Source organism: Streptomyces sp. NPDC101132 (assembly GCF_044759225.1).
Lineage (GTDB): Bacteria > Actinomycetota > Actinomycetes > Streptomycetales > Streptomycetaceae > Streptomyces.
The window spans coordinates 254,787-280,429 of record NZ_JBIVYX010000002.1 but is presented as its reverse complement, the minus strand read 5'-3'; the positions used below and the strand labels follow the sequence as shown (position 1 = coordinate 280,429).

Here is a 25,643-nt window from a genome sequence, read left to right as displayed (position 1 = left end):
GCGCCAGGGGGGCGGGCCGTGCGGTCAGGCCCCCGTGGCCCCGGGGAAGCGGAGGCGTACGGTCAGGCCGCCGCCCGGGGCCGGGTTCGCGGTGGCGGTGAGTTCGGCGGAGTGCGCCCGCGCGATGGCACCGACGATCGACAGACCGAGCCCCGCACCCTCCCCGGGCGCGTGCCGGCGGGCCTCGCGGCGGCGGAAGGGCTCCAGCAGCCGGGGCACCTCGCCCGGCGGGACGACGGGACCGGTGTTCGTGACCGTCAGCTCCCGGGCTCCGGTGGTGACGGTGACCGTGCCGCCGTCGTGGTTGTGGCGCACGGCGTTGGCGAGCAGGTTCCGCACCAGGTGCCCGAGCAGCGCCGGGTCGCCGCGGACGACCAGCGGGCCGAGCGCGGCGTGCACGGTGAGGCCGCGCCCGGCCGCCTCCTCCGCGCAGCCGGCCAGCTCGGCGGCCGCCGTCTCGTGCAGGGCCACCGGCTCCGCCGCCGACAGCCCCTCCCCCGGGCGGCCACCGGCGTCCGGGCCGGCGCCGGCCGCCGCGCCGGGGCCCTCCTCGGCGGCGGCGAGCAGCAGCAGGCCCTCGATCATGGCCTCGCTCTCGTCGCAGACGGCCAGGAGCCTGGCCCTGATCCGGGCCACCCGCTCCGCATCCGGCTCGCCCGCCAGTCCGATCTCGGCCGCGGCCCGCTGCACGGCGAGCGGGGTGCGCAGCTCGTGGGCGGCGTTCGCGGCGAACCGGCGCTGGGCGGCGACCAGCTGTTCCATCCGCCCGAGCATCCCGTCGAAGGTGTCGGCCAGCCGCTTGAGCTCCCCCGGCGGTGCGTCGAGCGCGATCCGCTCGTGGAGGTTCTCGCCGGACAGCCGGCGGGCCGTCTCGGTGATCACCGCGACCGGGCGCAGCACCCGGCCGGCCATCCACCAGGCCAGCAGGATGGAGAGCACGGCGAAGACGGCCAGGGCGATCAGCGAGTACACCAGCAGCCGGTGCAGGGCCGCGTCCGTGACGGCGGCGGAGATGTTCTGGGTGACGCGGAAGGACTCCAGCTGCTCCTCGGTGAGGGTGCCGGGCGGCAGCTTCTGCGCCGGGACCGCGTCCCGTAGGTCCAGTTCGAGGCCCTTCATCGTCCCGGGGGTGGTGGTCCGCACGGCGGTCGTGAGGCTGCCGAGCATGCCCTGGCTGACCAGTACGTACACCAGCGCCACCAGTCCGCCGCCGGCGAGCAGCAGCAACGCGCCGTAGAGGGCGGTGAGGCGGACGCGCTCGCTGCCGGGCAGCAGCCGGGCCGGAACGCCGCGCATCAGGGGCGGCCTTCCGTGACGGGACCGTCCGCGCCGGTCCGCCCGGGCGGCGCCGGGCGGTCCGGCGGGGGCGCGATGCGGTAGCCGGCGCCCGGGACCGTCTCGACCACCGGCGGCTCGCCGAGCTTGGCCCGCAGCTTGCTGACGGTGACGCGGACGGCGTTGGTGGAGTAGCTGGTGTCCTCCTCCCACACCTCCTCGATCAGGTCGTCGCTGCTGACCACCGCCCCCTGCGCACGGACCAGCGCCTCCAGCACCGCGAACTCCTTCCGGGACAGCGCGAGCCGGTGCCCGTCCCGGGTGGCGTCGCGGCGCGCGGTGTCGACGACGATGCCGGCCCGCTCCAGGACCGGCGGCAGGGCGGGGCGGGCGCGGCGGCCGAGGGCGAGGACGCGGGCGAGCAGTTCGTCGTACGCGAAGGGCTTGGTCAGGTAGTCGTCGGCGCCGAGGCCGAGGCCCTCGACCCGGTCGCGCACGGTGCCGGAGGCGGTGAGCATCAGGATCCGGGTGAGCAGGCCCTCGCGGACCACCTGGCGGCAGACCTCGTCGCCGTGCAGGCCGGGGAGGTCCCGGTCGAGGACCATCACGTCGTACGCGCCGAAGCGCAGCCGGTGCAGCGCCTCCAGGCCGTCGGCCGCCTCGTCCACGGCCAGGGCGTCGCGGCGCAGGCCCTCGGCGATCATCTCCCGGAGGAACTCCTCGTCCTCCACCACCAGAACTCGCATGCGTTCCTCTCTATCCGAGGCGGGGGTTTCGGCGTTGTAAAGGTCCGCCGTTAGGGAAGCGAAAGCCCGCTGTGGCGCAGGGTCGGCGCCATGACTCCACACACCTCGGGCAGGCGTGCGTCCTCCCCCGTGACCATGACCGCAGCGGCGCTCCTCACCGGACTGGCGCTGCTCGTGACCGCGTGCACGAACTCGTCTCCGTCGGACGGTCCGGACTCCGCCGGCTCCGGTTCGTCGTCCGGATCCGGTTCCGGTTCGTCGTCCGGCTCGGGTTCCGGTTCCGGTTCCTCGGCGGGCGGCGGGGCCGACGCCGACGCGGCGCTCAAGCTGCGCCAGTGCCTGCGCAAGCAGGGCCTGGACGTGCCGGACCCGAAGCCGGGCGAGGACCCGCGGGGCATGACGCTGGGCGGCGGTTCGAACGCCGACCCGCAGAAGTTCCAGAAGGCGCTGGAGGCCTGCGGCAGCGGCCCGAAGGGCGGCGCCGGCGGCCCGACCCAGAAGGAGAAGGACGACCAGCTCACGTGGGTCCGCTGCATGCGGGACAACGGGATCAACCTCCCGGACCCCTCGTACGAGGGCGGGATGATGAAGGCCACGGAAATACCCAAGGGGCAGGAAGAGGCCTTCAAGAAGGCCATGGAGAAGTGCAACGCGGGGCGGCCGTGAAGAAGTGGCTCGTGGCGGGCCTCGTCGTGCTGGCAGCCGCGGGCGGCGGGGGGTACGTACTGGTGGCGCAGCCGGGCGGCGGCGGTGCGGGCGGCGAGGAGCGCCGTACGGACGGGCTGCCGCCCGACACCGCGCCGGTCACCCGCGGCGACCTCGGCAACGGCCTGCAGGTGGACGGCACCCTCGGCTACGCCAGGGAGCGCAAGCTGAACGCGGCGGCCCAGGGCGTGCTCACCTGGGTGGCCGGAGAGGGCTCGGCGGTCTCGCGCGACGGGCGGCTGTACGAGGTCGACGGGCGGCCGGTACGGCTGATGTACGGGCCGGTGCCGATGTACCGGGCGCTGAAGGCGGGCGACAAGGGCGAGGACGTCAAGCAGCTCAAGGCCAACCTGCGGGCGCTGGGCTTCGGCACGGGCCTGGACCCGGCCGACGGGACCTTCACGCAGGGCACGGTGACGGCCGTGAAGCGCTGGCAGAAGTCCCACGGGCTCAAGCAGACCGGGCAGGTGGGCGCCGGTGACGTGGCCTTCGCCTCCGGCCCGCAGCGGGTGCAGGCGGCGGACGCCGCGACCGGCGACCAGGCCGCGCCCGGCAAGCCGGTGCTCACGCTGACCGGCACGGAGCGCGTGGTGCGCTTCACGCTGGACGTCGCCAGGGCCGGGTCCGCGCGGACCGGGGACGCGGTGACGGTGTCCCTGCCGGGCGGTGGGACCGCGACCGGGCGGATCGGCTCGGTGGGCCGTGCGGTCACGGACGAGGGACAGGGCCAGGGCCCGGGCTCCGGCGGTGCCGGGGACGGCGCGGCGAAGGTCGAGGTGACGGTGCTGCTCGACCGGCCGGGCGAGGTGAAGGCCCCGGACCGGACCCCGGTCTCCGTCGGACTGACCGGGGAGACGGTCAAGGGCGTGCTGTCCGTGCCGGTGAACGCGCTGCTGGCGCTGGCGGGCGGCGGCTTCGGGGTCCAGGTGGTCGAGGACGGCCCGGACGGCCGGCCCCGGGTCCGCGAGGTCCGGGTCGAGCTGGGGATGTTCGGACAGGGCCGCGTCGAGATCAAGGGCGGGGCGCTGAAGGAGGGCATGAAGGTCGGGGTGCCGAGGATATGACGGACGAGCGGGTGCCGGGCACCGTGGTGGAGCTGACGGGGGTGACCAAGGAGTACCCGGGCGGGGTGGCGGCGCTGCGCGGCGTGGACCTGACCGTGACGGCCGGGGAACTGCTCGGCATCGTCGGCCCGTCGGGCTCGGGGAAGTCGACGCTGCTGCACATCGTCGGGACGCTGGACCGGCCCACCGCCGGTACGGTCGCGATCGCCGGCCACCACGTGCCGTCCCTGTCCGACCGCGCCCTGTCGGCGCTGCGCGCCCGGCACGTCGGCTTCGTGTTCCAGTCCTTCCACCTGGTGCCGGGCATGAGCGCGCGGGACAACGTGGCCGAGGGGCTGCTGTATTCGGGCCTCCCGAGGGCCGAGCGGCGGCGCCGGGCCGTGCGGGCGCTGGAGCGGGTGGGGCTGGGCGACCGGCTCGGCCACCGGCCGCACCAGCTGTCCGGCGGCCAGAAGCAGCGGGTGGCGATCGCCCGGGCGGTGGTCGGCGAGCCCGACCTGCTGCTGGCGGACGAGCCGACCGGGGCGCTGGACTCGGCGTCGGGCGAGGCGGTGATGGAGCTGCTGCGCGAGCTGAACCGGGACGGCGCGACCATCGCGGTGATCACGCACGACCAGGAGATCGCGGCGGCCCTGCCCCGCCAGGTGCGGATCCGGGACGGGGAGATCGTGGCGGACGAGTGGAACGGGGCGGCGGCATGAGGGCGGGGCGGCGGGACCGTACGCGGGAGCGGCCGGCCCGGCGGGACCGTACGCGGGAGCGGAGGAGCCGTGCGCGGCTGCGGGGGGACCGTACGCGGCTGCGGCCGGCGCGGCTCTCCCCCCGCGACGTGCTGCACGTGGGCTCGGCGGGGCTGCGGGCCCGGCCGGTACGGGTGGTGCTGTCGGCCCTCGGCATCGCGATCGGCATCGCCACGATGATCGCGGTCGTCGGCATCTCCTCCTCCAGCCAGGCGAAGCTGCTGCGGGAGCTCGACGCGCTGGGCACGAACATGCTGGTCGTGACGCCGGGCCAGTCGATGTTCTCCGGCCAGGACACCAAGCTGCCCAAGGAGGCGCCGGGCATGATCGGCCGGATCGAGGGCGTGGAGCGCGTCGGCGCGACCGGCGCAGTGGCGCACTCGGTACGGCGCAGCGAGAAGATCTCCCCGGACGAGACGGGCGGCATCGCGGTGCTGGCCGCCCGGGGCGACCTGCTGGAGACGCTGCGGGCCGGGGTGCGCAGCGGGGCGTGGCTGAACGCGGCGACCGGCCGGTACCCGGCGGTGGTGCTGGGCGACGTGGCGGCGCGGCGGCTCGGCATCACGGCACCGGGCCGGCAGGTCTTCATCGGCGGGCGGTACTTCACGGTGACCGGCATCCTCGGGCCGGTGCCGCTGGCGCCGGAGATCGAGCGGGCGGCGCTGGTGGGCTGGTCGGCGGCGGAGTCCCTGCTGGGCTTCGACGGGCACCCGACGGCCGTGTACGAGCGCTCCGCGGACGCCCGGGTGGGCGCGGTGCGGAACCTGATCCCCCGGACGGCCAACCCCCGCTCGCCGCAGACCGTTTCGGTGACGGACCCGTCGGCCGCGCTCCAGGCCAGGGCGGCCACCGAGGGTGCGTTCTCCACGCTGCTGCTGGGGCTGGGCGGGATCGCCCTGCTGGTCGGCGGGGTGGGGGTGGCCAACACCATGATCATCTCGGTGCTGGAGCGGCGGCACGAGATCGGCCTGCGCCGCTCGCTGGGGGCCACCAAGGGCGCGGTCCGCGTCCAGTTCGTCACGGAGTCCCTGCTCCTGTCCGGCCTCGGCGGACTGGCCGGCATCGCGCTGGGCTCGGCGGCCGTGGCCGCGTACGCCGCCGCGGGCGGCCTGCCGTGGGTGGTCCCGCTGTGGTCGGTCACCGGCGGCTTCGGCGCGACCCTGGTGATCGGCACACTGGCGGGCCTCTACCCGGCGGTCCGGGCCTCCCGCCTGTCCCCGACCCTGGCCCTGCACGCGTCCTGAGCCGCCCGGCCACCCGCCCGGATCCCGGAACGCCGGTCCCCAGGCCGGGGCGGATCCGGGCGGGGCGGGTCCGGGCGGGGCGGGTCCGGGCGGGGCGGGTCCGGGTGGGGAATCCGGGCGGGGAATCCGGGCGGGGAATCCGGGCGGGGAATCCGGGCGGGGAATCCGGGCGGGGAATCCGGGCCCCTGACCGGGCCGTCCACGGCCGGGCCGGTCAGGGGCCCGTGCCCAGGCCCCGCTCGCGGGCGCGGACGATCGCTTCCGCGCGGGTGGCCGTCCGGAGCTTCGCCAGGATGTTGGAGAGGTGGTTGCGGACCGTCTTCGGGGAGAGCGTCAGGCGCCGGGAGATGGCCGTGTTGTCCAGGCCCCGCGCCACCAGGTCGAGTACCTCCAGCTCCCGGGCGGTCAGCTCGGGGAAGGGCACGCGGGCGGCACCGGGCACCCCCGGGCCGGTCAGGTAGGCCATCGCCCGGGTGGCGACGGCGGGACCCAGGATGACCTCCCCGTTGGCCACGGCGTGCAGCGCCCGCTCGATCTCCTGCGGCGCCGCGCCCTTCAGCAGGTACCCGCGCGCCCCGGCCCGCATCGAGGCGAACACCGAGTCGTCGTCGTCCAGCATCGTCACCACCAGCACCGCCGTGCGGGGCCTGACCCGCAGGATCTCCCGCGTCGCGTCCACCCCGGAACCGGCTCCCTCGCCGAGGTCGAGGTCCATGACCACCACGTCCGGCTCCCCGGCCACCGCCCCGGCCACGGCCTCCGGCAGCGACGCGGCCTCGGTCACCACGCGCACCCCCGCCAGGGAGCCGAGCAGCGCCGCCATCCCCATCCGGAACACCGGGTGGTCGTCCACCACCATCACCCTCATGCCGCCGCCCCCTCCCGCCGCGCGGGTATCCGCAGTTCCAGCCGGGTGCCCCGGCCCCCGGAGCCCGGTCCCCACGCGACGGTGCCGCCGACGAGTTCGGCGCGCTCGCGCAGGGACTGCGTACCGACGCCCGGGCGGGCTCCCGGGCGCATGCCCCGGCCATCGTCCTCGACCGTGACGGCCAAGGCGCCCCGTTCGCCCGCCAGTTCCACGGCGCAGACCCGGGCGCCGGAGTGCCGGGCCACGTTCCTGATGGCCTCGGCGACCACCGCGTACACCGCGCCCGCGACCTCCCGCTCCGGTTCGCCGGCACCCGCGTCGCGCACCACCACCGCCAGGCCGTCCGCCTCGTACCGCATGACCAGCTCGCGCAGCGCCGGTACGAGGCCCAGCTCGGCCAGCACGGGCGGGACCAGCCCGCGCGCCAGCACCCGGACGGCCTCCACCTGGTGGTCCACCTCCTCGCGGAGCGCGGCCAGCAGCGCGTCCGAGGCCGCGGCTCCGGGCGGCAGCAGGTTGCGGGCGGCGGACAGCCCGAGGCCGACGCCGGCCAGGGCGGGACCGAGCCCGTCGTGCAACTCCCTGCGGAGCGCACGGCGTTCGTCGTCCCTGGCGGCGGCGAGCCGGCCCCGGGACTCGCGCAGCGCGCGGGTGACGGCGGCGATCTGGACGGCGGTGCCGAGGAGCGGGCCGACCTCGTCGAGGGCGCTGCGCGCCCGGCGGTCGAGCGCCTCACCGGGGCGGGCGGTGACGCGGAGCGTCCCGGCGGGCTCCTGCCGGACCACCAGGGGGAGTTCGTACGGCGCCTGCTCCTCGGGGTCGCCGGCCGCGGCCAGCACCCGGCCGTCGGGGCCGAGCACGCGGACCGAGCCGAGGTTGAAGGACGCGGCCACGCTCTCCGCCATGCCGGCCAGCGCCTCCTCGGGGGTGGCGGCGCTGCCCAGGTGGCGGCCGACGCGGCTGAGCGCGGGGGCGGCGGCCTCGCCGTGCACCAGCCGGTCCACCCGGCGCTGGAGCCAGCCGCGGGCGGGCTGGATGCCGGCGGCGGTGGCGGCGGTGGCGAGGACCGCGCCGAGCGTGCCGGAACCGGGCAGCAGCGCACCCAGCAGGGCCAGGGCGGCGAAGCAGCCGCCGATCAGCAGGCCGGTGAGCAGCGCCCAGACGAGGGTGCGGCTGATGACGAGGTCGATGCCCCAGAGGCGCTGGCGCAGGACCACGACAAGCACGGCCGCCGGGAAGAAGGCCTGCGAGGCGAGGTGCGTGACCGGGGTGAGCAACTCCGGCCAGCCGCCGGGGCCTTCGGGGCGGACGACCAGGGGGACGAAGGTGAGCGCGATCAGGGCCGTGCCGATGGCGAGCCAGCCGAGGCCGCGGGCCGAGGGGTCGCGGCGGCGCCGCAGGGCGGCGTGGGCCGCGGCGGTGAGCCCGAGGACGATCACGGCGAGTACGAGGGCGTCGGCGAGCGGTCCGGCCAGCCGGGCCCAGGCGGCGCTGCGCACGGCGAGCGGGGCGAAGGGGTCCGGCGCGGCGGGCCAGGGCCAGGGGTCGGCGAGGCGTACGGCGAGCAGCGCGGCGATGACGGCGACGCCGGCCCCCACGGCGGCGTACGCGGCCCGGGAGGGGCGTTCGCGGCCGAGGAGGTACGGGACGACGAGGATCAGGGAGAGGGTGCCGGGGACCCAGGCGGTGCCCTGGAGGATGCCCCAGGCGGGGGGCGGGGCGGCGGGCCCGTACCGGGCGGCCAGCTGGGCGACGACCGCCGCAACACCTCCTCCGGCGGCGCACAGGGCGACGAGCCAGGCCACGGGATGGGTGCGGCGGCCGAGCACGACGGCCGCGGTGAGCCCGTAGACGAGGGCGTCGGCGGTGTCGACGAGGAAGTAGACCTGGTCGGGGCTCCAGGGCGGGTGGGCCACGGCCCACAGGCCGAGCCCGAGGGCTGCCGCGCCCCAGGTCAGCACCAGCACGGCGGCAGCGGCCGGCCGGCACCCCCCGCCCTTCCCGGCCGTTCCCCCCGAATCCGCCATACGGCCCAAGATGGCACCCCGCGGCGGCCCTGTCACAGGGTTCGGCGGCGGACACGCCGGGCGCCGTGCGCCTGCCGGCAGGCAGGGACGGAGGGTGGGCGCGTACCGCCCGGCCGCCGGCTCACCGGTGGGCCGACGCGGTCCGCACGCACGGCACCGGCGCGGACGCGCGCACGGCCGCCGGGGCGGCTCACAGGGTCCCCGGACGGAAGGGGCCCCGGCGGTCCGCCGCCCGGGCCCCGGTCCGGCGCGCCGCACCCCCGGAGGGGTCAGGCGCCGGGCCAGAGGCCGTCCGGGGTCAGGCCCAGGAGGTCGATGGCGTTGCCGCGGACGATGCGGTCCACCACGTCCGGGGCCAGGTGGGACATCTGCGCCTCGCCCACCTCGCGGGACTTCGGCCAGGTGGAGTCCGAGTGCGGGTAGTCCGTCTCGTACAGGACGTTGCCCACGCCGATCGCGTCCAGGTTCCGCAGGCCGAAGGCGTCGTCGAAGAAGCAGCCGTAGACGTGTTCGGCGAACAGCTCCGACGGCGGGCGGGTGACCTTGTCGGCGACGCCGCCCCAGCCGCGGTTCTCCTCCCAGACCACGTCGGCGCGCTCCAGGATGTACGGGATCCACCCGATCTGACCCTCCGCGTACATGATCCGGAGGTTGGGGAACCGCTCGAACTTGCCGCTCATCAGCCAGTCGGTCATCGAGAAGCAGCAGTTGGCGAAGGTGATGGTGGAGCCGACCGCCGGCGGCGCGTCCGCCGAGGTGGACGGCATCCGGGACGAGGAGCCGATGTGCATGGCGATGACCGTGCCGGTCTCGTCGCAGGCCCGGAGGAACGGGTCCCACTCGTCGGTGTGGATCGACGGCAGTCCGAGGTGCGGCGGGATCTCCGAGAAGGCCACGGCGCGCACCCCGCGGGCCGCGTTGCGCCGCACCTCCTCGGCGGCGAGGCGGGCGTCCCACAGCGGTACGAGGGTGAGCGGGATCAGCCGGCCCCGCGCGAGGGGGCCGCACCACTCCTCCACCATCCAGTCGTTGTAGGCGCGGACGCCGAGCAGCCCCAGCTCGCGGTCCTTGGCCTCGGTGAAGGTCTGGCCGCAGAAGCGCGGGAAGGTGGGGAAGCAGAGCGCGGACTGGACGTGGTTGACGTCCATGTCGGCCAGCCGGTCCGGGACCGAGAAGGAGCCGGGCCGCATCTGCTCGTAGGTGATGACCTCCAGCCGGATCTCGTCGCGGGCGTAGCCGACGGCGGTGTCGAGGCGGGTCAGCGGGCGGTGCAGGTCCTCGTACACCCACCAGTCGCCGATGGGGCCCTCGTCGCCCTTCGCCCCCATGACGGGAGCGAACTTGCCGCCCAGGAAGGTCATTTCCTTGAGGGGGGCGCGGACGACGCGCGGGGCGACGTCGGCGTACTTGGACGGGAGCCGGTCCCGCCAGACGTGGGGAGGCTCAACCGTGTGGTCGTCCACCGAGATGATCTTGGGGAAGGTCTCCATGTCCTCCACGGTAGCGTTTATCTGACGTACCGTCAGCTACTCGGGTGGTGATCGATGTGTACCAGCTCTGCCACACACACCGGCCGGGCTGACGCGCCCGCCCAAGACAGGGCAGACTGACCAATGCGTACACACGGCTCCGGAAAGGCGAGGGGGAAGTAGATGGACGGCACACCGCCCATACCGCGGCAGCGGAACCACCCCGGATCGGCGCCCGGACCCGCACCCTCCACATCCGGCGAAGCCACGGGCGCGCCCACCGACACCTCCACGGGCACCACGAGCCCCACAGGCACCCCCACCGGTCCCGACGCCACCAGCGGCACCGGCGGCACCAACGCCACCGACCGCACCGGCACCACCGGCGGCACCCGCGGCCCCACCGGCACCTCCGCCACCGCCACCGGCGCCTCCGCCGGCGCCGCCGGAGCCCCCGCCCCCGCCCCCACTCCCGACACCGCCCGCTTCGCCGTGCTCGGCCCCGTACGCGCCTGGCGCGGCGGCGAGCCGATCCCCTCGGGCTCCCCGCAGCAGCGCGCCCTGCTCGCCGCCCTGCTGCTGCGCGACGGCCGCACCGCGACCGCGCCCGAACTGATCGACGCCATCTGGGGCGAGGACCCGCCCTCCCAGGCGCTGGCCGCGATCCGCACGTACGCCTCCCGGCTCCGCAAGGTCCTCGACCCGGGCCTGCTGGTCAGCGAGTCCGGCGGCTACGCCATCCGCACCCCGGCCGCCGCCCTCGACCTCGGCCTCGCCCGAGGCTTCGCCGCCGACGCCGACAAGGCCCGCGCCTCCGGCAACCGCGGCCAGGCCCGCACGCTCCTCAACCACGCCCTCGCCCTCTGGGACGGCGAGCCGCTCGCCGGCGTCCCCGGCCCGTACGCCGAGACCGAGCGCACCCGGCTCTCCGAATGGCGGCTCACCCTCCTGGAGACCCGCCTCGACCTCGACCTGGAGGTCGGCTCGCACGGCGAGGCGGTCTCCGAACTGACCGCGCTCACCGCCGCCCACCCGCTCCGCGAGCGCCTCCGCGAGCTGCTGATGCTCGCTCTCTACCGCAGCGGCCGCCAGGCCGAGGCCCTCGCCGTGTACGCCGACACGCGCCGCCTCCTCGCGGACGAGCTGGGCGTGGACCCACGCCCCGAACTCGCCGAACTCCAGCAGCGCATCCTGCGCGCGGACGCCGAACTGGCCCGGGTCGCCGAGCCCGCCCCCGCCGCCCCCGCCGTGATCGTCCGCCCGGCGCAACTCCCGGCGACCGTGCCCGACTTCACCGGCCGGTCGGCCTTCGTACAGGAACTCAGCGAGGTCCTCACCGCCGCCGGCACCGACGGCCGGGTGATGGCCGTCTCCGCACTGGCCGGCATCGGCGGCGTCGGCAAGACCACCCTCGCCGTGCACGTCGCGCACGCCGCCCGCCCGCACTTCCCCGACGGCCAGCTGTACGTGGACCTCCAGGGCACCGACCCGCGGGCCGCCGAACCCGAGGCCGTGCTCGGCGCGTTCCTGCGCGCCCTGGGCACCGCCGACTCCGCCATCCCCGACACCGCCGACGAGCGGGCGGCCCTGTACCGCTCCACCCTCGACGGGCGCCGGGTCCTGGTGCTGCTCGACAACGCCAAGGACGCCGCCCAGGTACGGCCCCTGCTGCCCGGCACCGCCGGCTGCGCGGCCCTGGTCACCAGCCGGGTGCGGATGAACGGCCTGGCCGGTGCGCACCTGGTGGACCTGGACGTGATGAGCCCGGAGGAGGCGCTCCAGCTCTTCACCCGGATCGTGGGCGAGGAGCGCGTGGCGTCCGAGCGGCAGGCCGCCCTGGACGTGGTCGGGGCCTGCGGCTTCCTGCCCCTGGCCATCCGCATCGCGGCCTCCCGGCTGGCCGCCCGGCGCACCTGGACCGTGTCCGTCCTGGCCGCGAAGCTCGCCGACGAACGGCGCCGCCTCGACGAGCTCCAGGCCGGCGACCTCGCCGTCAAGGCCACCTTCGAGCTCGGCTACGGCCAGCTCGAACCCGCCCAGGCGCGGGCCTTCCGGCTGCTGGGCCTGGCCGACGGCCCCGACATCTCGCTGGCGGCCGCCGCGGCCGTACTGGACCTCGCCGAACACGACGCCGAGGACCTGCTGGAGGCGCTGGTCGACTGCTCCCTGCTGGAGTCGGCGGCGCCCGGCCGCTACCGCTTCCACGACCTCGTACGGCTCTACGCGCGTGCGTGCGCCGAGCGGGACGAGCAGCCGCCGAGCGAGCGCACGGCCGCCATGTCCCGGCTGCTGGACTTCTACCTGGCCACCGCGGCCGGCGTGTACGCGCTGGAGCGGCCGGGCGACCGGCTGGTGGAGCACCTCTCCGCCACGGCCTACCCGGGCCTGGTCTTCCCGGACGGCCGGTCGGCCGTGGACTGGCTGTACTCGGAGGCGGCCTGCCTGCTCGCCTGCGTGCACCAGAACGCCTCGGGCGGCGCCCTGGGGCGGGCCGTAGACCTGCTGTGGGCGGCGAAGGACCTGGCCGAGTCCGGGGCCAACTCCCGCCAGTACGAGACCACCGCGACGGCCGTGCGCGAGGCGGCCCGCGCCGCCGGCGACGCCCGGGCGGAGGCCCGCGCACGGATCGCGCTGACCACGCTGCTGCTGGTCTCCGGCCGCTTCGCGCAGGCCGACGAGGAGGCGCGGGTGGCCAGCGAGCTGGCCCGGCTGACCGGCGACCCGATGCCGGCGGGCGTGGCGCCCAACGACCGCGGCATCATCGCCTTCTACCAGAACCGGCACGCGGACGGCGAGGCGCTGCTCAGCGAGGCCATAGAGAACTACCGGGCGGACGGGAACCGGCCGGGCGAGGCCAGCGCGCTGTGCAACCTGTCCCGGATCCACGTGAACATGGGCCGCACGACCAGTGCCGTCCAGCTCGCCGAGCGCGGACTGGCCATCTTCAAGGAGATGGGCCTGGCGCTGCGGGTGGCCAACGGGCGCTTCGCGCTGGGCATCGCGCTCACCCGGGCGGGCCGGCCGGCGGACGCGCTCGAACAACTCGGTGAGGCGCTGCGTGTGTTCCAGGAGAACCGGCAGCGGCTGTGGGAGGGGACGACCAACTTCCGGATCGCCGAGGCCCACCTCTCGGCGCAGCGCTTCGCCCTGGCGGCGCAGCACGCGGAGCGCGCGCTGGCGCTGCGCTGCATCGGCGGCGAGTGGATGCGCGGGAACGTGCTGACCACCCTCGGCCGGGCCCTGGACAGCCTGGGCCAGGCGGACCGGGCGCGGGCCTGCTGGCGGGAGGCGCTGAGCATCTACGAGCAGACGGGCGCGGGCGAGGCGGCGGAGGTCCGGGCACTGCTCCGGCCCACGCAGGCGGCGTAGGAGCCTTCGGCGGCGTAGGCTCTGACCTGCGTCTTTCCCGGACCACCGGCGATAATCGGGCACGTTCATCGAACGTTTATCGCCGGGCGCCATGCTTCTTCCAACGGTCCGTCGCGTCGGGGGGCAGGCGGACCACCAGGTGTGGTTCACCGCTAGGGTGAACGACCCTGGAACGCCCGTCCGGTGGTTCGCGGGGGAATCCCCGGGCGGGCGTTTCCCACCAGTTGATTTCAGGGAGTTGAAGATGAGCGACGCCAAGAAGCCCGTGATCGGCACCAGCACCGACGCCGGCACCATCAAGCCGATGGAGAACCACGCGGGCCTCGTCGGCGCCGACGCCCTGATCACGGACCCGGCCGCCAAGCCGATCCTGACGCCGGTGCCGGACCCGGCGGCCGAGAGCCTGCCCGAGGAGACCACGCCGCTGGAGAACCACGCCGGCAGCGTCCAGGACGACATCTTCAAGCCCGCGGAGAACCACGCGGGCTGACCCCACCGGCCGCCGGGCCCACGGGACTCGGTGGATCACGGGGGACACGGGGGACCACGGGGGACACGGGGGGTCCGCGCGGATCACGGGGGAACCGCGCGGACGTACGTACGGGGGAACCACGGGGGGACACGGGGGACCACGGGGGACACGGGGGACCCACGGGGGAACACGGGGGGACGGTCGCGGTGGCCCGGAGGGGGAGCCACCGCGACCGCCGCCGTTCCGGCACGTCCGGGACCGGGCCCGGGTGATTAGGCTGGCGGCGTGTTCACCACCGAGGGACCCAGTCTGCGCGAGCTCACCGTCCAAGCGCTCTCGTCCGTGGAGCGCGGCTACGACCTGCTCGCCCCGAAGTTCGACCACACCCCCTTCCGCACGCCGGACCGCATGCTCGACTCGGTCGCCGAGACGCTGAGCCTGCTCGCCCCCTTCGACGCCGGCCTGGACGTCTGCTGCGGCACCGGCGCCGGGATCGGCGTGCTGCGGCAGCTCTGCCGGGAGCGGGTGACCGGCGTGGACCTCAGCGCCGGGATGCTGGCCGGGGCGCGGGCCGCGCACGCCGGGGCGATCACCCCCGCGGTGGACTTCGTACGGGCCGACGCCCGCGCCCTGCCCTTCGCCGACGCGTACGACCTGGCCGTCTCCTTCGGCGCCTTCGGGCACTTCCTGCCCGCCGAACGCCCCGCGCTCTTCGAGGGCGTGCACCGGGCGCTGCGCCCCGGCGGGGTGTTCGCCTTCCCGATCGGGGCCCCGCTGCCGCTGTCCTCGGCGGGGTACTGGGCCATGCTCGGCTTCGACGCGGCGATGCGGGTGCGCAACGCCGTGTGGCGGCCGCCGTTCGTGATGTACTACCGGACCTTCCCGCTCGGGGGCGTGCGCGAGGACCTGGTGCGGGCCGGCTTCCGCGTGGAGCTGCTGCCGCTGGAGCACTTCGGCCGCCGCCCGGACGGCAGCCCGCACTGGCGGCTGCTGGTGGCCCGCAAGCAGGGGTGACGCGGGCGGTCCGGGTGGTCCCGGCCACGGCGGCCGGTCCGGGTGCCCGCGGCCCCGGGGGCTCAGGCCGGGTGCCCCCGGCCCCGGTGGCTCAGGCCGCCCGCGTGCGGAGTTCCGTCTTCAGGACCTTGCCGCCGGCGTTGCGCGGCAGTTCGGCGACGAACTCAACGGCCCTGGGCACCTTGTAGTTGGCCATCTCCCGGCGCGCCCAGGCGATCAGGTCGTCGGCGGTGAGGGTGGAGCCGGGGCGGCGTACGGCGTAGGCCTTGCCGACCTCGCCCAGGCGCGCGTCCGGTACGCCGACGACGGCGACGTCCGCGATGTCCGGGTGCAGGCCCAGGAGTTGCTCGATCTCGGCCGGGTAGGCGTTGAACCCGCCGACGATGAACATGTCCTTGATCCGGTCGGTGATGCGCAGGTTGCCCGCGGCATCCAGCACGCCGACGTCCCCGGTGCACAGCCAGCCGTCCGGGGTGACGGCCTGCGCGGTCCCGTCCGGGTCCTCGAAGTACCCGCTCATGACGTTGTGCCCGCGCACCCGGATCTCGCCGGGGGTGCCGGGCGCCAGCGGGGTGCCGTCGGCGGAGACCACCCGTACCTCGGTGTCCGGGATGGCCCGGCCCGAGGTGGCCGAGATGACCTCCGCGGGGTCGCCCTGCCGGCACATGGTGACGATGCCGCTGGCCTCGGAGAGCCCGTACGCGGTGAGCACGGTCGCGATGCGCAGCTCGGCCCGCAGCCGCTCGACCAGTTGGAGCGGGACCACGGCGGCGCCGGTGACGACCAGCCGGAGCGCGGACAGGTCGTGGCTGTCGCGGGCGGGGTGGTCGAGCAGGGACTGGTGCAGGGTGGGCGGGCCGGGGAGCACGGAGATCCGCTCGGCGGCGACGTTGGCGAGGACGGTGTCGACGTTGAAGACCGGCTGGGGGACCATCGTGGCCCCGCGCATCAGGCAGGCGATGATCCCGGCCTTGTAGCCGAAGGTGTGGAAGAAGGGGTTCACGATCAGGTAGCGGTCGCCCTCCCGCAGTCCGGCCAGCTCGCTCCACACCTGGTAGCAGCGCAGGGACTGGGCGTGGGTGATGACGGCGCCCTTGGGCCGGCCGGTGGTGCCCGAGGTGAAGATGATGTCGGAGGGGGCGTCGGAGCGCACGGCGGCGGCCCGCTCGCGCACGGCCGCGGCGGACACGGCGTCCCCGTCGGCCAGGAACTCCTTCCAGGTGCGGAAGGAGGGCGGCGCGTCCTCGGCGAGCACGACCACGTCCTCCAGGTGCGGCAGGCCGGGGAGGGGCCCGCTGCCGGTGCCCTCGGCGGCCGCACGGCGCAGCGAGGCGACGTACGAGGTGCCGAGGAAGGTGCCGGTGACGAAGAGCAGCCGCGCCCGGCTGCGTTCCAGCACGTACGCGGCCTCGGCGCCCTTGAAGCGGGTGTTCAGCGGCACGAGCACGGCCCCGGCCGAGACCGCGCCGAGGGCGGAGACGATCCACTCCAGGGTGTTGGGGGCCCAGACCGCGACGCGGTCCCCGGGCTCGACGCCCGCGGCCAGGCAGGCCGCGGCGGCGCGTTCGACGCGCTCGCCGAGTTCGGCGTACGAGATGCGGGTGCGGCCGTCGGCCACGGCCTCGCGGTCCGCGAACCGCACGGCCGCGTCGCGCACCAGCCCCGGAATGCTGACCCAGCGCAGATCCCCGCGTTCTTCCCGGCTCATCAAGGCCTCCCCGCCGCCGGACCGTCGGCCCGGCACCCAGTAGCTGACTATCCGTCAGATTAGCTGTACCCTTCCCGGCTGTCAGCAGTGGAGTACCCGGAGGTGGCGATGGCGGCAACCCTGAAGGACGCTACGGCGATAGTCGGGATCGGCCAGACCGCCTTCGCGAAACGACTCCCCCAGACCGAGAAGGAACTGGCCTGCCGGGCCGTCCTCGCGGCCCTGGAGGACGCCGGGATCGCACCGTCCGAGGTGGACGCCTTCGCCTCGTACACGATGGAGGAGACCGACGAGGTCGAGGTCGCCAAGGCCATCGGCGCCGGCGACGTCACCTTCTTCTCCAAGGTCGGCTACGGCGGCGGCGGTTCCTGCGCCACCGTCGGCCACCTCGCGAGCGCCGTCGCCACCGGCCAGGCCACCGTCGGCGTCGCCTGGCGCTCCCGCAAACGCGGCTCGGGCCCCAGACCCTGGAAGAACACCGCCGTCCAGCTGCCCACCCCCGGCCAGTGGACCCGCCCCTTCGGACTGCTCCGCCCCGCGGACGAGATCGGCATGCTGGCCCGCCGCTACATGCACGAGTACGGCGCCACCCGCGACCACCTCTTCAACGTCGCCCTGGCCTGCCGCAACCGCGCCAACCAGAACCCCGCCGCGATGATGTACGAGCGCCCGCTGACCCGGGATATGTACATGACCGCCCGGTGGATCAGCGACCCGCTCTGCCTCTTCGACAACTGCCTGGAGACCGACGGCGCGCTCGCGTGCGTGATCGTCTCCGCGGAGCGGGCCCGCGACTGCCGGCAGAAGCCGGTGTACGTCCACTCCGTCGCCCAGGGCCTGCCCGCCCAGCACCACGGCATGGTCAACTACTGGAACGACGACCCTCTCTCGGGCCCCGCCTGGACCGCCGCCCGGCACCTGTGGAAGCAGGCCGACTTCGGCCCCCAGGACGTGGACGTCGCCCAGATCTACGACGCCTTCACCCCCCTGATCCCGCTCTCCCTGGAGGGCTACGGCTTCTGCGGGCGCGGCGAGGGCGCCGCCTTCACCGAGGGCGGTGCCCTGGAGATCGGCGGCCGGCTGCCGATCAACACCGGCGGCGGGGGCCTCTCGGAGGCGTACGTGCACGGCTTCAACCTGATCAACGAGGGCGTCAAGCAACTGCGCGGCACCTCCACCGCCCAGGTCCCGGACGCGGCCACCTGCCTGGTGACCGCGGGCGAGGGCGTCCCCACCTCCGCGATCCTGCTGCGCGCCTGAGCCGCGCGCCCCGAGAGGAGCCGAACGATGACCGCGAACGGAACGACGGCCACCGACCCGGCCGTCGCAGGCGCCGAGGAGGGGCTGCTGCTGCCCGTCCCCGACGAGGACGGCGCGCCCTTCTGGGAGTACGCGGCCCGCGGCGAACTGCGGGTGCAGGCCTGCGCCGCCTGCGGCCGGCTGCGCTTCCCGCCCCGCCCCTGCTGCCCGCACTGCCAGTCCTTCGACAGCGAGTGGCGGCAGATGAGCGGGCGCGGACGGATCTGGTCGTACGTCTTCCCCCACCCGCCGCTGCTGCCCGCCTACGCCGCCCAGGCCCCGTACAACGTGGTCCTGGTGGAGCTGGCCGAGGCGCCGCACATCCGCCTCGCCGGGAACCTGGTGAGCGCGCCGGACGCGCCGCTGGACTCCGTCGACCCGGCCCGGCTGCGGATCGGCGCCCGGGTACAGGTCGCCTTCGCCGAGGTGGGCGGCGTGACCGTGCCCCGCTGGCTGCTGGAGCGCCCGTGAGCGCGGAGCCGGGCGGGGGCCTGCGGGTCGATCGGGACAAGGCCACCGGCGTCGCCGTGGTCACCCTCTCCCGGCCCGAGCGGCACAACGCCCTCGACCTCGCCACCGCGGCCGAACTCGCCTCCACCTGGCAGGAGTTCCGCTTCGACGCGTCGGTACGGGCCGTGGTCGTGACCGGCGCCGGGCGGGCCGCCTTCTGCACCGGCATCGACCGGTCGGCGGACGTGCCGCAGCCCAGCTCCCCGTACGCGATCGAGGACCCGATGATCGCGACCGGGCCGAAGGCCAACGGCCTGTGGACACCGGTGATCGCCGCCGTCAACGGGATGGCCTGCGGCGGCGCCTTCTACCTGCTCGGCGAGGCGGAGTTCCTGGTGGCCTCCACCGAGGCCACCTTCTTCGACCCGCACACGACGTACGGCATGGTCAGCGCCTACGAGGCCGTCTACATGGCCCAGCGGATGCCGTTCGGCGAGGTGGCCCGGATGTCGCTCATGGGCACCGCGGAGCGGCTCTCCGCCCGGCGCGCGTACGAGATCGGGCTCGTCTCGGAGCTGACCGAACCCGGCGAGGAGCTGGCCGCCGCCGTCCGCTGCGCGGAGACGCTGGCCGGCTATCCGGCGGAGGCCGTCCAGGGCACCGTACGGGCGGTCTGGTCGGCGAAGGAGGCCGCCAGGGCCCAGGCCCTGGCCCACGCCCCGCACCTGATCGCGCTGGGGAACCTGGCGCCGGAGCGGCAGGCGGAGCTGTTCAGCTCGCGGAAGGCGACGGGCCCGGGGCCGGGCTTCCGGACCCGGTGACCTCTCTGACGCCGTCGACCTCGCACTTCTTGACGTCGGCGGCCTTGCGGGGCTTGGTCATGGGCACCTCCACCTCCTTGGTGCCGTGGGCACCGACGGTGACCGTGACGGTCCGCTCGTCGATCTCCGTGGAGGTGACGCCGCCGAGGAAGTCCACCTCGACCTCCACGGTGACCGGCCGGCCGACGTTGCCGGTCACCTGGACGAGCGCCGAGGTGCGGGGCTTGGAACCGGCCTTGGACCTGGACTTCCGGGCGCCGGCGGACTTGTCCGGGCCCGCACACTCCCAGATCACCACCGAGACCGGCTCCCGGGTGGACGCGGTGGTGGCGGTGGCGTTGGCGCCGTTCCCGGCGTTGTCCTGGTAGTCGCCGTCGCTGTGCGTGCCGTTGCGCTTCTTGGAGCTGGAGCAGCCGCCGCCGGAGTCGGAGTCCGAGCCGGACCGGGACTTGCTCTTGCCGCCCGACGAGCCGTGGCCGTGCCCGGTGGCGAAACCGGTCAGCGACAGGACCACCACGGTCAGCACGGACGCGAACTTGATACGACGGCGCAGCACGTGCGCTCCCTCCCCCGATGACGGCGCGCCACGCTACCAGGGGTGCCGGGGTGCGGGGGCGCCGGGCCGGGCGTAGCGTCGGGAGCGAGAGCCCGACTCAGGAGGCCGAGCATGATCCGCAATCTCCTCGGCGGTCTGATGGGCCTCATCGGAGCGACGGCCGCCGTCTGGAGCCCCTTCCGTGCCTGGTACGACGGCCGTCACGGCAGCGACTACCGCATCGAGGAGCTCTTCTCCGGCTCCGGGATCACCGCCGACCGCGCCGCGCTCCTCGGCTCCCTCTTCCTGCCCTTCCTCGTGGCCGCGGTCCTCGCCCTGGTCGCCGCCCTGCTGCGGTCCCGGCTGCTGATGGCCGTGGCGGGCGTGCTGGTGCTGGGCTTCACCGTGCTGTGGATGGTCCGGCAGGGCCAGGCCGCGGGTGCGCTGACGGTCGGCGGTGACGCGGGCGGGCTGGGCGACGGGGTGGCGAACGCGTTCGGCGGCGGCGTGCTGATGCTGCTGGGCGCGGTGGTCATGAGCGGCCGCCGGCGCGCTCCGCGCCGGCCGCTTCCGGCCCACGATCCGTCGCCTCCGCCGTCGGCCCACGAGTGGGCTCCGCGGGGCGGGGGTGCGGGGGCGCCGGTGCCGGCGCCGGACCGGGACGCGACGCGGGAGCACCCGGACGCAGGGGCGGAACCGGGGGCGACGCGGGAGTACCCGCGGCCGGAACCGGGGCCGGGGGCGACGCGGGAGTACCCGCGGCCGGCTTCCCCGGAGGACGGTCACGGACCCGTACTGGGCTCGCCCCTGCACGAGCAGGACCCGGCCCCGAACGGACCGGACCACGGTCCCCCGCTGGGACCCCCGCTGAACAAGGACTGACCGCCGGCCGCCTCCTGCGGGGCAACTCCCCGGGGGTCCGGGGGCAGCGCCCCCGGTTTCGGGAAGGGGCGGGGTGGGGAAGCGGCTCCGCGCAGCGGCGACGGCCCGCACCACCCCGGCACCGCACCCGGCCACGCACCGCACCCGGCACGGGACCGGCACCCGGCACGGGACCCGCACCGGGGGTGTCAGGTGGTGCGGGTACCCGTGCCCTTGGCCGCGTCGAGGGCGTACACGCACCGGTCCTTGCTGCACGCGTAGACCACGCCCGCCTTCGCCACCGGCGACCCGGTGATCTCGCCGCCCGTCGCGAGCTTCCAGCGCAGCTGGCCGCCCGCCGCGTCCAGCGTGTACAGGCAGTGGTCGGCGGAGCCGAAGTGGACCCGGCCCTCCGCCACGGCGGGGGCGCCGGTGATCTCGCCGCCCGCGGCGAACCGCCACTTCGGGGTGCCGGTGACCGCGTCCAGCGTGTACAGCGCGCTGCCCGCCCCCAGGTGGATGCTGCCGTCCGCCACGATCACCGGCTCGGCGGACTGCCGCGGCTCGGTGGCGATGCGCCAGCGGTCCTTGCCGGTGGTGGCGTCGAGCGCGTACACCGTGCCGAGGTAGTCCACCAGGTACACGCCGCCGCCGGTCACCGCGGGCCCCGGCGCGAACGCCGGCGGGGCCAGGAAGACCGCGGGCGCCTCGAAGTGCCACCGCACCCGGCCGGAGGCCACGTCGATGCCCAGCACGCGGGTGCCGGCCGCCACGTACACGTAGCCGTCCGCCGCCGGGGTGACCCGGACCGGGACGTTCCCGCAGGAGGCCGCGTCGCCGATCGGGTACGACCACCGCTCGGTGCCGGTGCGCGCGTCCAGGGCGCGCAGCCGCGCGTCCTGCCAGACGTACACCGTGCCGTCGTGGACCACCGGACCGGCCTCGGGGGTCTCGAAGTCGGTCTGGCCGCCCGTGACCTCCCACAGCTTCCGGCCGTTCGCCGCCTCCCAGGCCTGTACGCCGCCGCCGCGCGTGGCGGTGACGACGGTGCCCCGGTCGGCCTTCAGCGCGTACACCCACGCGTCCGTGCCCAGCCGCCACCGCTCGGACCCGTCCTGCGCGTCCAGCGCGTACAGCGTCGGGCCGTCGGAGGCGTGGATGCGGCCGTCCGCGACCTGCATGGCCCAGGCCACGTCCCGCGTCTTGAACTGGCGGCGGCCGCTGGCCACGTCCAGCGCGTGCACCTCGAAGGAGGTCACGTACAGCAGGTCGCCGTCGACGGCCGGGGTGCCCCAGACCTCGTTCGACATCCGGAACCGCCAGGGGCGCCAGCGCCCGCTGTCCGGTGCCGCCGCGGGCCGCGGCACGGCCCCGGCGGACGGTCCGGTGGCGTTCGACGGCGCGGGCGGCGCGGCCACCCCGCCGGGCGGCCGGATCCAGCCGGTGGCCGCGCCGGCCTCGGCGACGGCCACGGCCGAGCCGCGGGACACCCGCGGGCCGGGCCCGATCGGCACGGACGCACCGGCCAGGCGTACGGGCTCACCGGACGCCACGGAGGACCCGGCGGACCCCACGGGCGCCACCGGCGGGTGCTGCGGCATCGGCGGGGCGACGGCCGGCCCGGTACGCGGGTCCGCCCACTCCCTGACGGGCGCGGGCCCGGGCTCCCGGCCCGGCGGCACGGCGCGGTCCCGGCGGTGCGTGGCCGGCCCGGAGACCGGACCGGCGCCGTGGCCGCCCGCCCCGCGCCCGCCCGCGCCGCCGCCCGGCGTGGTCGTCGTACGCCCGGAGGCCCCGGCGCGGCGCTGCTCGATCAGCTCCACGGCGCGCCCCGGCAGCCAGGCCGAGGCCGTGCCGCTGTCGTCGCCCGCGGCGAAGAGGTGCGGGGCGAGCTGCGCCTGGAGGTCGGCGGGGGTGGGCCGCTGCGTGGCGTCCATCTGCATGCAGGACTCGATGAGCGGCCGCAGCTCCTCCGGCAGCCCCTCCAGGTTCGGCCCCTCGCGCAGCAGCATGAAGACCGTCTCCACGGGGTTCGCGCCGTGGTACGGGGGGTGGCCGGTGGCGGCGAAGACGAGCGTGGAGCCGAGGGAGAAGACGTCGCTGGCGCCCTTGACGCTGCGGGAGTCCTTCGCCTGCTCGGGCGACATGTAGGCGGGGGTGCCGACCGCGACGTTCGTCATGGTCAGCCGGGTGTTGGAGACACCGCTGGCGATGCCGAAGTCGATGACGCGGGGGCCGTCCTCGACGACGAGCACGTTGGACGGCTTCAGGTCGCGGTGGACCAGGCCCGCCCCGTGGATGGACTGGAGCGCCTCGGCGATGCCGGCCGCCAGCCAGCGCACGGCCTGCGCGGGCATCGGCCCGCACTCGTTGACGATCTCCTCCAGGGAGGGCGCCGGTACGTACGCGGTCGCCAGCCACGGCACGGCGGCCCGCGGGTCGGCGTCGACCACGGCGGCCGTGTAGAAGCCGCTGACGGCGCGCGCCGCCTCGACCTCCCGCGTGAACCGCACGCGGAACAGCTGGTCCTCCGCCAGCTCGGTCCGCACGGTCTTGATCGCCACGCGTCGGCCGGAGGCCGAGCGTGCCAGATAGACCAGACCCATGCCGCCCGCGCCGAGCCGGCCCAGCACCTCGAACGGGCCGATCCGTCTCGGGTCGTGCTGCGTCAGCTGCTCCACTCGTCTGCCACCTCCCCGTACGGGCCGTTCTCAGGACCCGCTTCCTACAGCACGGTGCAGCGTCTCACCGCAGCGTCTCAGCGTCTCACCACGGGGTGACACCCGGTGGTGCGCACCCTGATTCTGTCTGGCCCGGGCCCGATGGGCGAACCCAGGGGCGGATCGGGGTGTCTTACCGCGATCCGGACACGTCGGGCGTCCCACCCGCTCGCGTACCGGGCGTTCTGCCTGGTCACACGCCGGATGCTCCGCCTGCTCCCCCGTTCCGTCCGGTCACGACGTTTCGGAGAGCATCGCGAAGGCCGCCCCTTGATTGTCCGCGACGACCGCGATCCTCCCGTAGGGGGTGTCGAAGGGATCCGCGGTGACGCGTCCGCCCAGGCGCTGGACGGTGCCCACCGAAGTGTCGCAGTCCTGGACGGCGAAGTACGTGAGGAAATGCGCGGGCATCGCGGCCGGGAAGGCCTCGGTGATCACGCTGCGGCCCAGCACGGCGGTGTCGGGGCCGGGCGCGCTGCCCGGCGGGGACCAGGTGCGGTACTCGACGCCCGCGTCGTCCCGGTCCTCGGGGACGTAGCCGAAGACCCGGGCGTAGAAGACGTCCACCGCGTCGCGCTCGCGGGTGTAGACCTCGGCCCAGCAGAAGGAGAAGGGCTCGTTCTGCCGCTCGAAGCCGTGGTGGGTGCCGGGCTGCCAGAGGCCGAAGACGGCCCCGCCCGGGTCGGCGGCCATGGCGATGCTGCCGTAGGGGCCGACCGGCATCGGGGGAATGATCACCTGGCCGCCGGCGTCCGTGATCCGGGCGGCGGTGGCGCGGGCGTCGCGGGCGGAGAGGTAGACGTTCCACACGGTGGGCATGCGGCCGTCGGGCTTGGGGGCGAGCGCGGCGACGTTGCGGCCCTCGCTGAAGGCCTGGGTGTAGCCGCCGTACTCCGGCCCGGCGCTCTCGCCGAAGGTCCACTCGAAGAGCTCACCGTAGAACCGCTTGCCCGCCTCTACGTCCGGGAGCGAGGCGTCCACCCAGCAGGGCGTGCCCTCAGTGAATCCGGCCATGGCCCCGTCCCTTCCTTGCGCGCGGTGCGCGGCCGTACGTGATGTCAAGCTAATGGGCTCCCGGCGGTCACGCAGCGAGAGGAATCGAACACCGTGGGCGGTGCGGCGGGCGGCCGGACGGGGTCCGGGCTTGGGGCGCCGGGGTTCCGGGGTGTCCGGGGGCTTGTCCACCGACGTTGTCCACAGGCTGTTGATAAGACTATTCGGGGGACGGGGTGGGGGACGAGTGGGTGGCGAGTGGGTGGCGACGGGGAGGGGGCCGAGGTCTGGTCCGGGGGCTCGGGGTGGCGGTTGCGGCGGTACGGGCGGCTGCCGCCGGGGCGCCGGAAACCGCGGTGCGGAGGTACCCCGAACCGTGCGGAAACCGGGCACGGAGGGCCCGTAACCCCATTTGCAGGCGGCCGAATCGCGCGCCGATCACCCCTCGGTAAGCTGACGGCATGACAGGACAAGTACGCACCGTCGACGGCCGCGTGGCCGGTCGGCGCGGTCAGGCGACGCGGCAGAAGCTGCTCGACTGCCTCAGCGAGATGCTCAGCTCCTCGCCATACCGCGACGTCAAGGTCATCGACGTCGCACGCAAGGCCGGGACCTCGCCCGCGACCTTCTACCAGTACTTCCCCGACGTCGAGGGGGCGGTTCTGGAGATCGCGGAGCAAATGGCCACCGAGGGCGCACAATTGACCGCGCTCGTCGAGGGCCGCGCCTGGGTCGGCAAGGCTGCCTGGCAGACCTCCGAGGAGCTCGTCGAGGGATTCCTCGACTTCTGGCGCAAGAACGACGCCATCCTCCGCGTGGTCGACCTCGGTGCCGCCGAGGGCGACAAGCGCTTCTACAAGATCCGCATGAAGATCCTGAACTCCGTCACCAACTCCCTGACGGAGTCCATGAAGGAACTCCAGGCCAAGGGCAAGGTCGACAAGGACGTCAGCCCCGCCGCCATGGCCGGATCGCTGGTCGCCATGCTCGCCGCGGTGGCCTCGCACCAGAAGGGCTTCCAGACCTGGGGCGTCAAGCAGGCCGAGCTGCGGCCGAACCTCGCCCTCCTGGTGCACCTGGGCATCACGGGCAAGAAGCCGACCAAGTAGGGCCGGCCGGCCGCAGGGGCTCCCGGGAGAGGGGCCGCGGCCGGCGCCGGACACCGGCACATCCTGTCTGCGCGGCGGCGGACCACCCGGGGGTCCGCCGCCGTGGTGCGTACGGGGCGGGCCGGCGGTGCAGCCAGGCCGGCGGCGCGGATGC

Annotated in this window: 21 protein-coding genes; 12 read left to right on the top strand and 9 right to left on the bottom strand. The window is 75.1% G+C overall.

All coding sequences use genetic code 11. The features are described 5' to 3' along the window. Positions 1 to 24: 24 nt before the first annotated feature. Positions 25 to 1,296, bottom strand: a complete 1,272-nt coding sequence (locus ACIQUR_RS05550) for an ATP-binding protein (RefSeq protein ID WP_403658711.1) — start codon at positions 1,294 to 1,296, stop codon at positions 25 to 27. Further along, entirely contained in the window at positions 1,296 to 2,021 is a 726-nt protein-coding gene (locus tag ACIQUR_RS05545; protein ID WP_403658708.1) for a response regulator transcription factor, read from the bottom strand. The genes ACIQUR_RS05550 and ACIQUR_RS05545 overlap by 1 nt, the downstream gene beginning before the upstream one ends. Before the next feature lie 90 nt (positions 2,022 to 2,111). Between ACIQUR_RS05545 and ACIQUR_RS05540 the strand changes: the two genes are divergently transcribed. From ACIQUR_RS05540 to ACIQUR_RS05525, 4 genes are all read left to right on the top strand, one after another. Next, positions 2,112 to 2,687: a hypothetical protein gene (locus ACIQUR_RS05540; protein ID WP_403658705.1), complete on the top strand. Its 576-nt coding sequence runs from the start codon at positions 2,112 to 2,114 to the stop codon at positions 2,685 to 2,687. Next, positions 2,666 to 3,790, top strand: a complete 1,125-nt coding sequence (locus tag ACIQUR_RS05535; protein WP_403658702.1) for a peptidoglycan-binding protein — start codon at positions 2,666 to 2,668, stop codon at positions 3,788 to 3,790. The genes ACIQUR_RS05540 and ACIQUR_RS05535 overlap by 22 nt, the downstream gene beginning before the upstream one ends. Further along, entirely contained in the window at positions 3,787 to 4,491 is a 705-nt protein-coding gene (locus ACIQUR_RS05530) for an ABC transporter ATP-binding protein (protein ID WP_403658699.1), read from the top strand. The genes ACIQUR_RS05535 and ACIQUR_RS05530 overlap by 4 nt, the downstream gene beginning before the upstream one ends. Before the next feature lie 128 nt (positions 4,492 to 4,619). Beyond that, the gene (locus ACIQUR_RS05525; RefSeq protein ID WP_403658696.1) at positions 4,620 to 5,774 is read left to right on the top strand and encodes an ABC transporter permease; all 1,155 of its coding nucleotides are present in this window, start codon (positions 4,620 to 4,622) and stop codon (positions 5,772 to 5,774) included. A gap of 214 nt (positions 5,775 to 5,988) precedes the next feature. On the opposite strand, the gene ACIQUR_RS05520 is transcribed toward ACIQUR_RS05525, so the two are convergent. The 3 genes from ACIQUR_RS05520 to ACIQUR_RS05510 all read right to left on the bottom strand — a co-directional run bounded on the left by ACIQUR_RS05520 (position 5,989) and on the right by ACIQUR_RS05510 (position 10,159). Next, positions 5,989 to 6,642 carry a response regulator gene (locus ACIQUR_RS05520; protein ID WP_403658694.1) on the bottom strand — a complete coding sequence of 218 codons (654 nt, stop codon included), beginning with the start codon at positions 6,640 to 6,642 and terminating at the stop codon, positions 5,989 to 5,991. Continuing rightward, a complete protein-coding gene (locus ACIQUR_RS05515; protein ID WP_403658691.1) occupies positions 6,639 to 8,609 on the bottom strand; it encodes a sensor histidine kinase in 1,971 nt (656 codons plus the stop codon). Before ACIQUR_RS05515 ends, ACIQUR_RS05520 begins: the two co-directional genes overlap by 4 nt. A gap of 329 nt (positions 8,610 to 8,938) precedes the next feature. Then, on the bottom strand, positions 8,939 to 10,159 hold the full coding sequence (locus ACIQUR_RS05510) for an amidohydrolase family protein (RefSeq protein WP_403658688.1): 1,221 nt from the start codon (positions 10,157 to 10,159) through the stop codon (positions 8,939 to 8,941). A gap of 162 nt (positions 10,160 to 10,321) precedes the next feature. On the opposite strand from ACIQUR_RS05510, the gene ACIQUR_RS05505 reads away from it, so the two are divergent. The 3 genes from ACIQUR_RS05505 (at position 10,322) to ACIQUR_RS05495 (ending at position 14,993) form a co-directional block, all read left to right on the top strand. Next, positions 10,322 to 13,507: an AfsR/SARP family transcriptional regulator gene (locus tag ACIQUR_RS05505; RefSeq protein ID WP_403658685.1), complete on the top strand. Its 3,186-nt coding sequence runs from the start codon at positions 10,322 to 10,324 to the stop codon at positions 13,505 to 13,507. A gap of 244 nt (positions 13,508 to 13,751) precedes the next feature. After that, positions 13,752 to 13,997, top strand: a complete 246-nt coding sequence (locus ACIQUR_RS05500; protein WP_399955934.1) for a hypothetical protein — start codon at positions 13,752 to 13,754, stop codon at positions 13,995 to 13,997. Between the two features lie 267 nt (positions 13,998 to 14,264). Beyond that, positions 14,265 to 14,993, top strand: coding sequence for a class I SAM-dependent methyltransferase (locus tag ACIQUR_RS05495; RefSeq protein WP_403658681.1), 729 nt, complete (start codon positions 14,265 to 14,267; stop codon positions 14,991 to 14,993). Positions 14,994 to 15,084: 91 nt separating this feature from the next. On the opposite strand, the gene ACIQUR_RS05490 is transcribed toward ACIQUR_RS05495, so the two are convergent. Next, positions 15,085 to 16,701, bottom strand: coding sequence for a FadD3 family acyl-CoA ligase (locus ACIQUR_RS05490; RefSeq protein ID WP_403658678.1), 1,617 nt, complete (start codon positions 16,699 to 16,701; stop codon positions 15,085 to 15,087). Positions 16,702 to 16,809: 108 nt separating this feature from the next. On the opposite strand from ACIQUR_RS05490, the gene ACIQUR_RS05485 reads away from it, so the two are divergent. Genes ACIQUR_RS05485 through ACIQUR_RS05475 form a run of 3 tightly spaced genes read left to right on the top strand, consistent with a single transcriptional unit; the run spans position 16,810 to position 19,271 of the window. Beyond that, entirely contained in the window at positions 16,810 to 17,961 is a 1,152-nt protein-coding gene (locus ACIQUR_RS05485) for a lipid-transfer protein (protein WP_403658676.1), read from the top strand. 27 nt (positions 17,962 to 17,988) lie between these two features. Beyond that, positions 17,989 to 18,471, top strand: a complete 483-nt coding sequence (locus ACIQUR_RS05480; protein WP_403658673.1) for a Zn-ribbon domain-containing OB-fold protein — start codon at positions 17,989 to 17,991, stop codon at positions 18,469 to 18,471. After that, positions 18,468 to 19,271, top strand: a complete 804-nt coding sequence (locus ACIQUR_RS05475) for an enoyl-CoA hydratase/isomerase family protein (RefSeq protein WP_403658670.1) — start codon at positions 18,468 to 18,470, stop codon at positions 19,269 to 19,271. The genes ACIQUR_RS05480 and ACIQUR_RS05475 overlap by 4 nt, the downstream gene beginning before the upstream one ends. Here ACIQUR_RS05475 and ACIQUR_RS05470 read toward each other — a convergent pair. Beyond that, positions 19,222 to 19,827 carry a hypothetical protein gene (locus ACIQUR_RS05470; protein ID WP_403658667.1) on the bottom strand — a complete coding sequence of 202 codons (606 nt, stop codon included), beginning with the start codon at positions 19,825 to 19,827 and terminating at the stop codon, positions 19,222 to 19,224. The genes ACIQUR_RS05475 and ACIQUR_RS05470 overlap by 50 nt on opposite strands. A 111-nt stretch (positions 19,828 to 19,938) precedes the next feature. Between ACIQUR_RS05470 and ACIQUR_RS05465 the strand changes: the two genes are divergently transcribed. Further along, the gene (locus tag ACIQUR_RS05465; protein ID WP_403658664.1) at positions 19,939 to 20,688 is read left to right on the top strand and encodes a hypothetical protein; all 750 of its coding nucleotides are present in this window, start codon (positions 19,939 to 19,941) and stop codon (positions 20,686 to 20,688) included. A gap of 188 nt (positions 20,689 to 20,876) precedes the next feature. Here ACIQUR_RS05465 and ACIQUR_RS05460 read toward each other — a convergent pair whose 3' ends face one another. Both ACIQUR_RS05460 and ACIQUR_RS05455 read right to left on the bottom strand, forming a co-directional pair. Further along, entirely contained in the window at positions 20,877 to 23,348 is a 2,472-nt protein-coding gene (locus ACIQUR_RS05460) for a PQQ-binding-like beta-propeller repeat protein (protein ID WP_403658661.1), read from the bottom strand. A 273-nt stretch (positions 23,349 to 23,621) separates the two neighbouring features. Beyond that, a complete protein-coding gene (locus ACIQUR_RS05455; protein ID WP_403658658.1) occupies positions 23,622 to 24,401 on the bottom strand; it encodes a VOC family protein in 780 nt (259 codons plus the stop codon). Positions 24,402 to 24,841: 440 nt separating this feature from the next. Between ACIQUR_RS05455 and ACIQUR_RS05450 the strand changes: the two genes are divergently transcribed. Continuing rightward, positions 24,842 to 25,489 (top strand): TetR family transcriptional regulator, encoded by a 648-nt coding sequence (locus ACIQUR_RS05450; RefSeq protein ID WP_399955904.1) that lies wholly within the window; start codon positions 24,842 to 24,844, stop codon positions 25,487 to 25,489. Positions 25,490 to 25,643 lie beyond the last annotated feature (154 nt).

What these genes read in the sequence shown, in the direction of transcription:
- ACIQUR_RS05450 (WP_399955904.1), top strand. Translation starts at nt 24,842, where the DNA reads ATGACAGGACAAGTACGCACCGTCGACGGCCGCGTGGCCGGTCGGCGC.
- ACIQUR_RS05500 (WP_399955934.1), top strand. Translation starts at nt 13,752, where the DNA reads ATGAGCGACGCCAAGAAGCCCGTGATCGGCACCAGCACCGACGCCGGC.
- ACIQUR_RS05530 (WP_403658699.1), top strand. Translation starts at nt 3,787, where the DNA reads ATGACGGACGAGCGGGTGCCGGGCACCGTGGTGGAGCTGACGGGGGTG.
- ACIQUR_RS05545 (WP_403658708.1), bottom strand. Translation starts at nt 2,021, where the DNA reads ATGCGAGTTCTGGTGGTGGAGGACGAGGAGTTCCTCCGGGAGATGATC.
- ACIQUR_RS05465 (WP_403658664.1), top strand. Translation starts at nt 19,939, where the DNA reads ATGATCCGCAATCTCCTCGGCGGTCTGATGGGCCTCATCGGAGCGACG.
- ACIQUR_RS05455 (WP_403658658.1), bottom strand. Translation starts at nt 24,401, where the DNA reads ATGGCCGGATTCACTGAGGGCACGCCCTGCTGGGTGGACGCCTCGCTC.
- ACIQUR_RS05520 (WP_403658694.1), bottom strand. Translation starts at nt 6,642, where the DNA reads ATGAGGGTGATGGTGGTGGACGACCACCCGGTGTTCCGGATGGGGATG.
- ACIQUR_RS05540 (WP_403658705.1), top strand. Translation starts at nt 2,112, where the DNA reads ATGACTCCACACACCTCGGGCAGGCGTGCGTCCTCCCCCGTGACCATG.
- ACIQUR_RS05510 (WP_403658688.1), bottom strand. Translation starts at nt 10,159, where the DNA reads ATGGAGACCTTCCCCAAGATCATCTCGGTGGACGACCACACGGTTGAG.
- ACIQUR_RS05485 (WP_403658676.1), top strand. Translation starts at nt 16,810, where the DNA reads ATGGCGGCAACCCTGAAGGACGCTACGGCGATAGTCGGGATCGGCCAG.
- ACIQUR_RS05490 (WP_403658678.1), bottom strand. Translation starts at nt 16,701, where the DNA reads ATGAGCCGGGAAGAACGCGGGGATCTGCGCTGGGTCAGCATTCCGGGG.
- ACIQUR_RS05550 (WP_403658711.1), bottom strand. Translation starts at nt 1,296, where the DNA reads ATGCGCGGCGTTCCGGCCCGGCTGCTGCCCGGCAGCGAGCGCGTCCGC.
- ACIQUR_RS05480 (WP_403658673.1), top strand. Translation starts at nt 17,989, where the DNA reads ATGACCGCGAACGGAACGACGGCCACCGACCCGGCCGTCGCAGGCGCC.
- ACIQUR_RS05505 (WP_403658685.1), top strand. Translation starts at nt 10,322, where the DNA reads ATGGACGGCACACCGCCCATACCGCGGCAGCGGAACCACCCCGGATCG.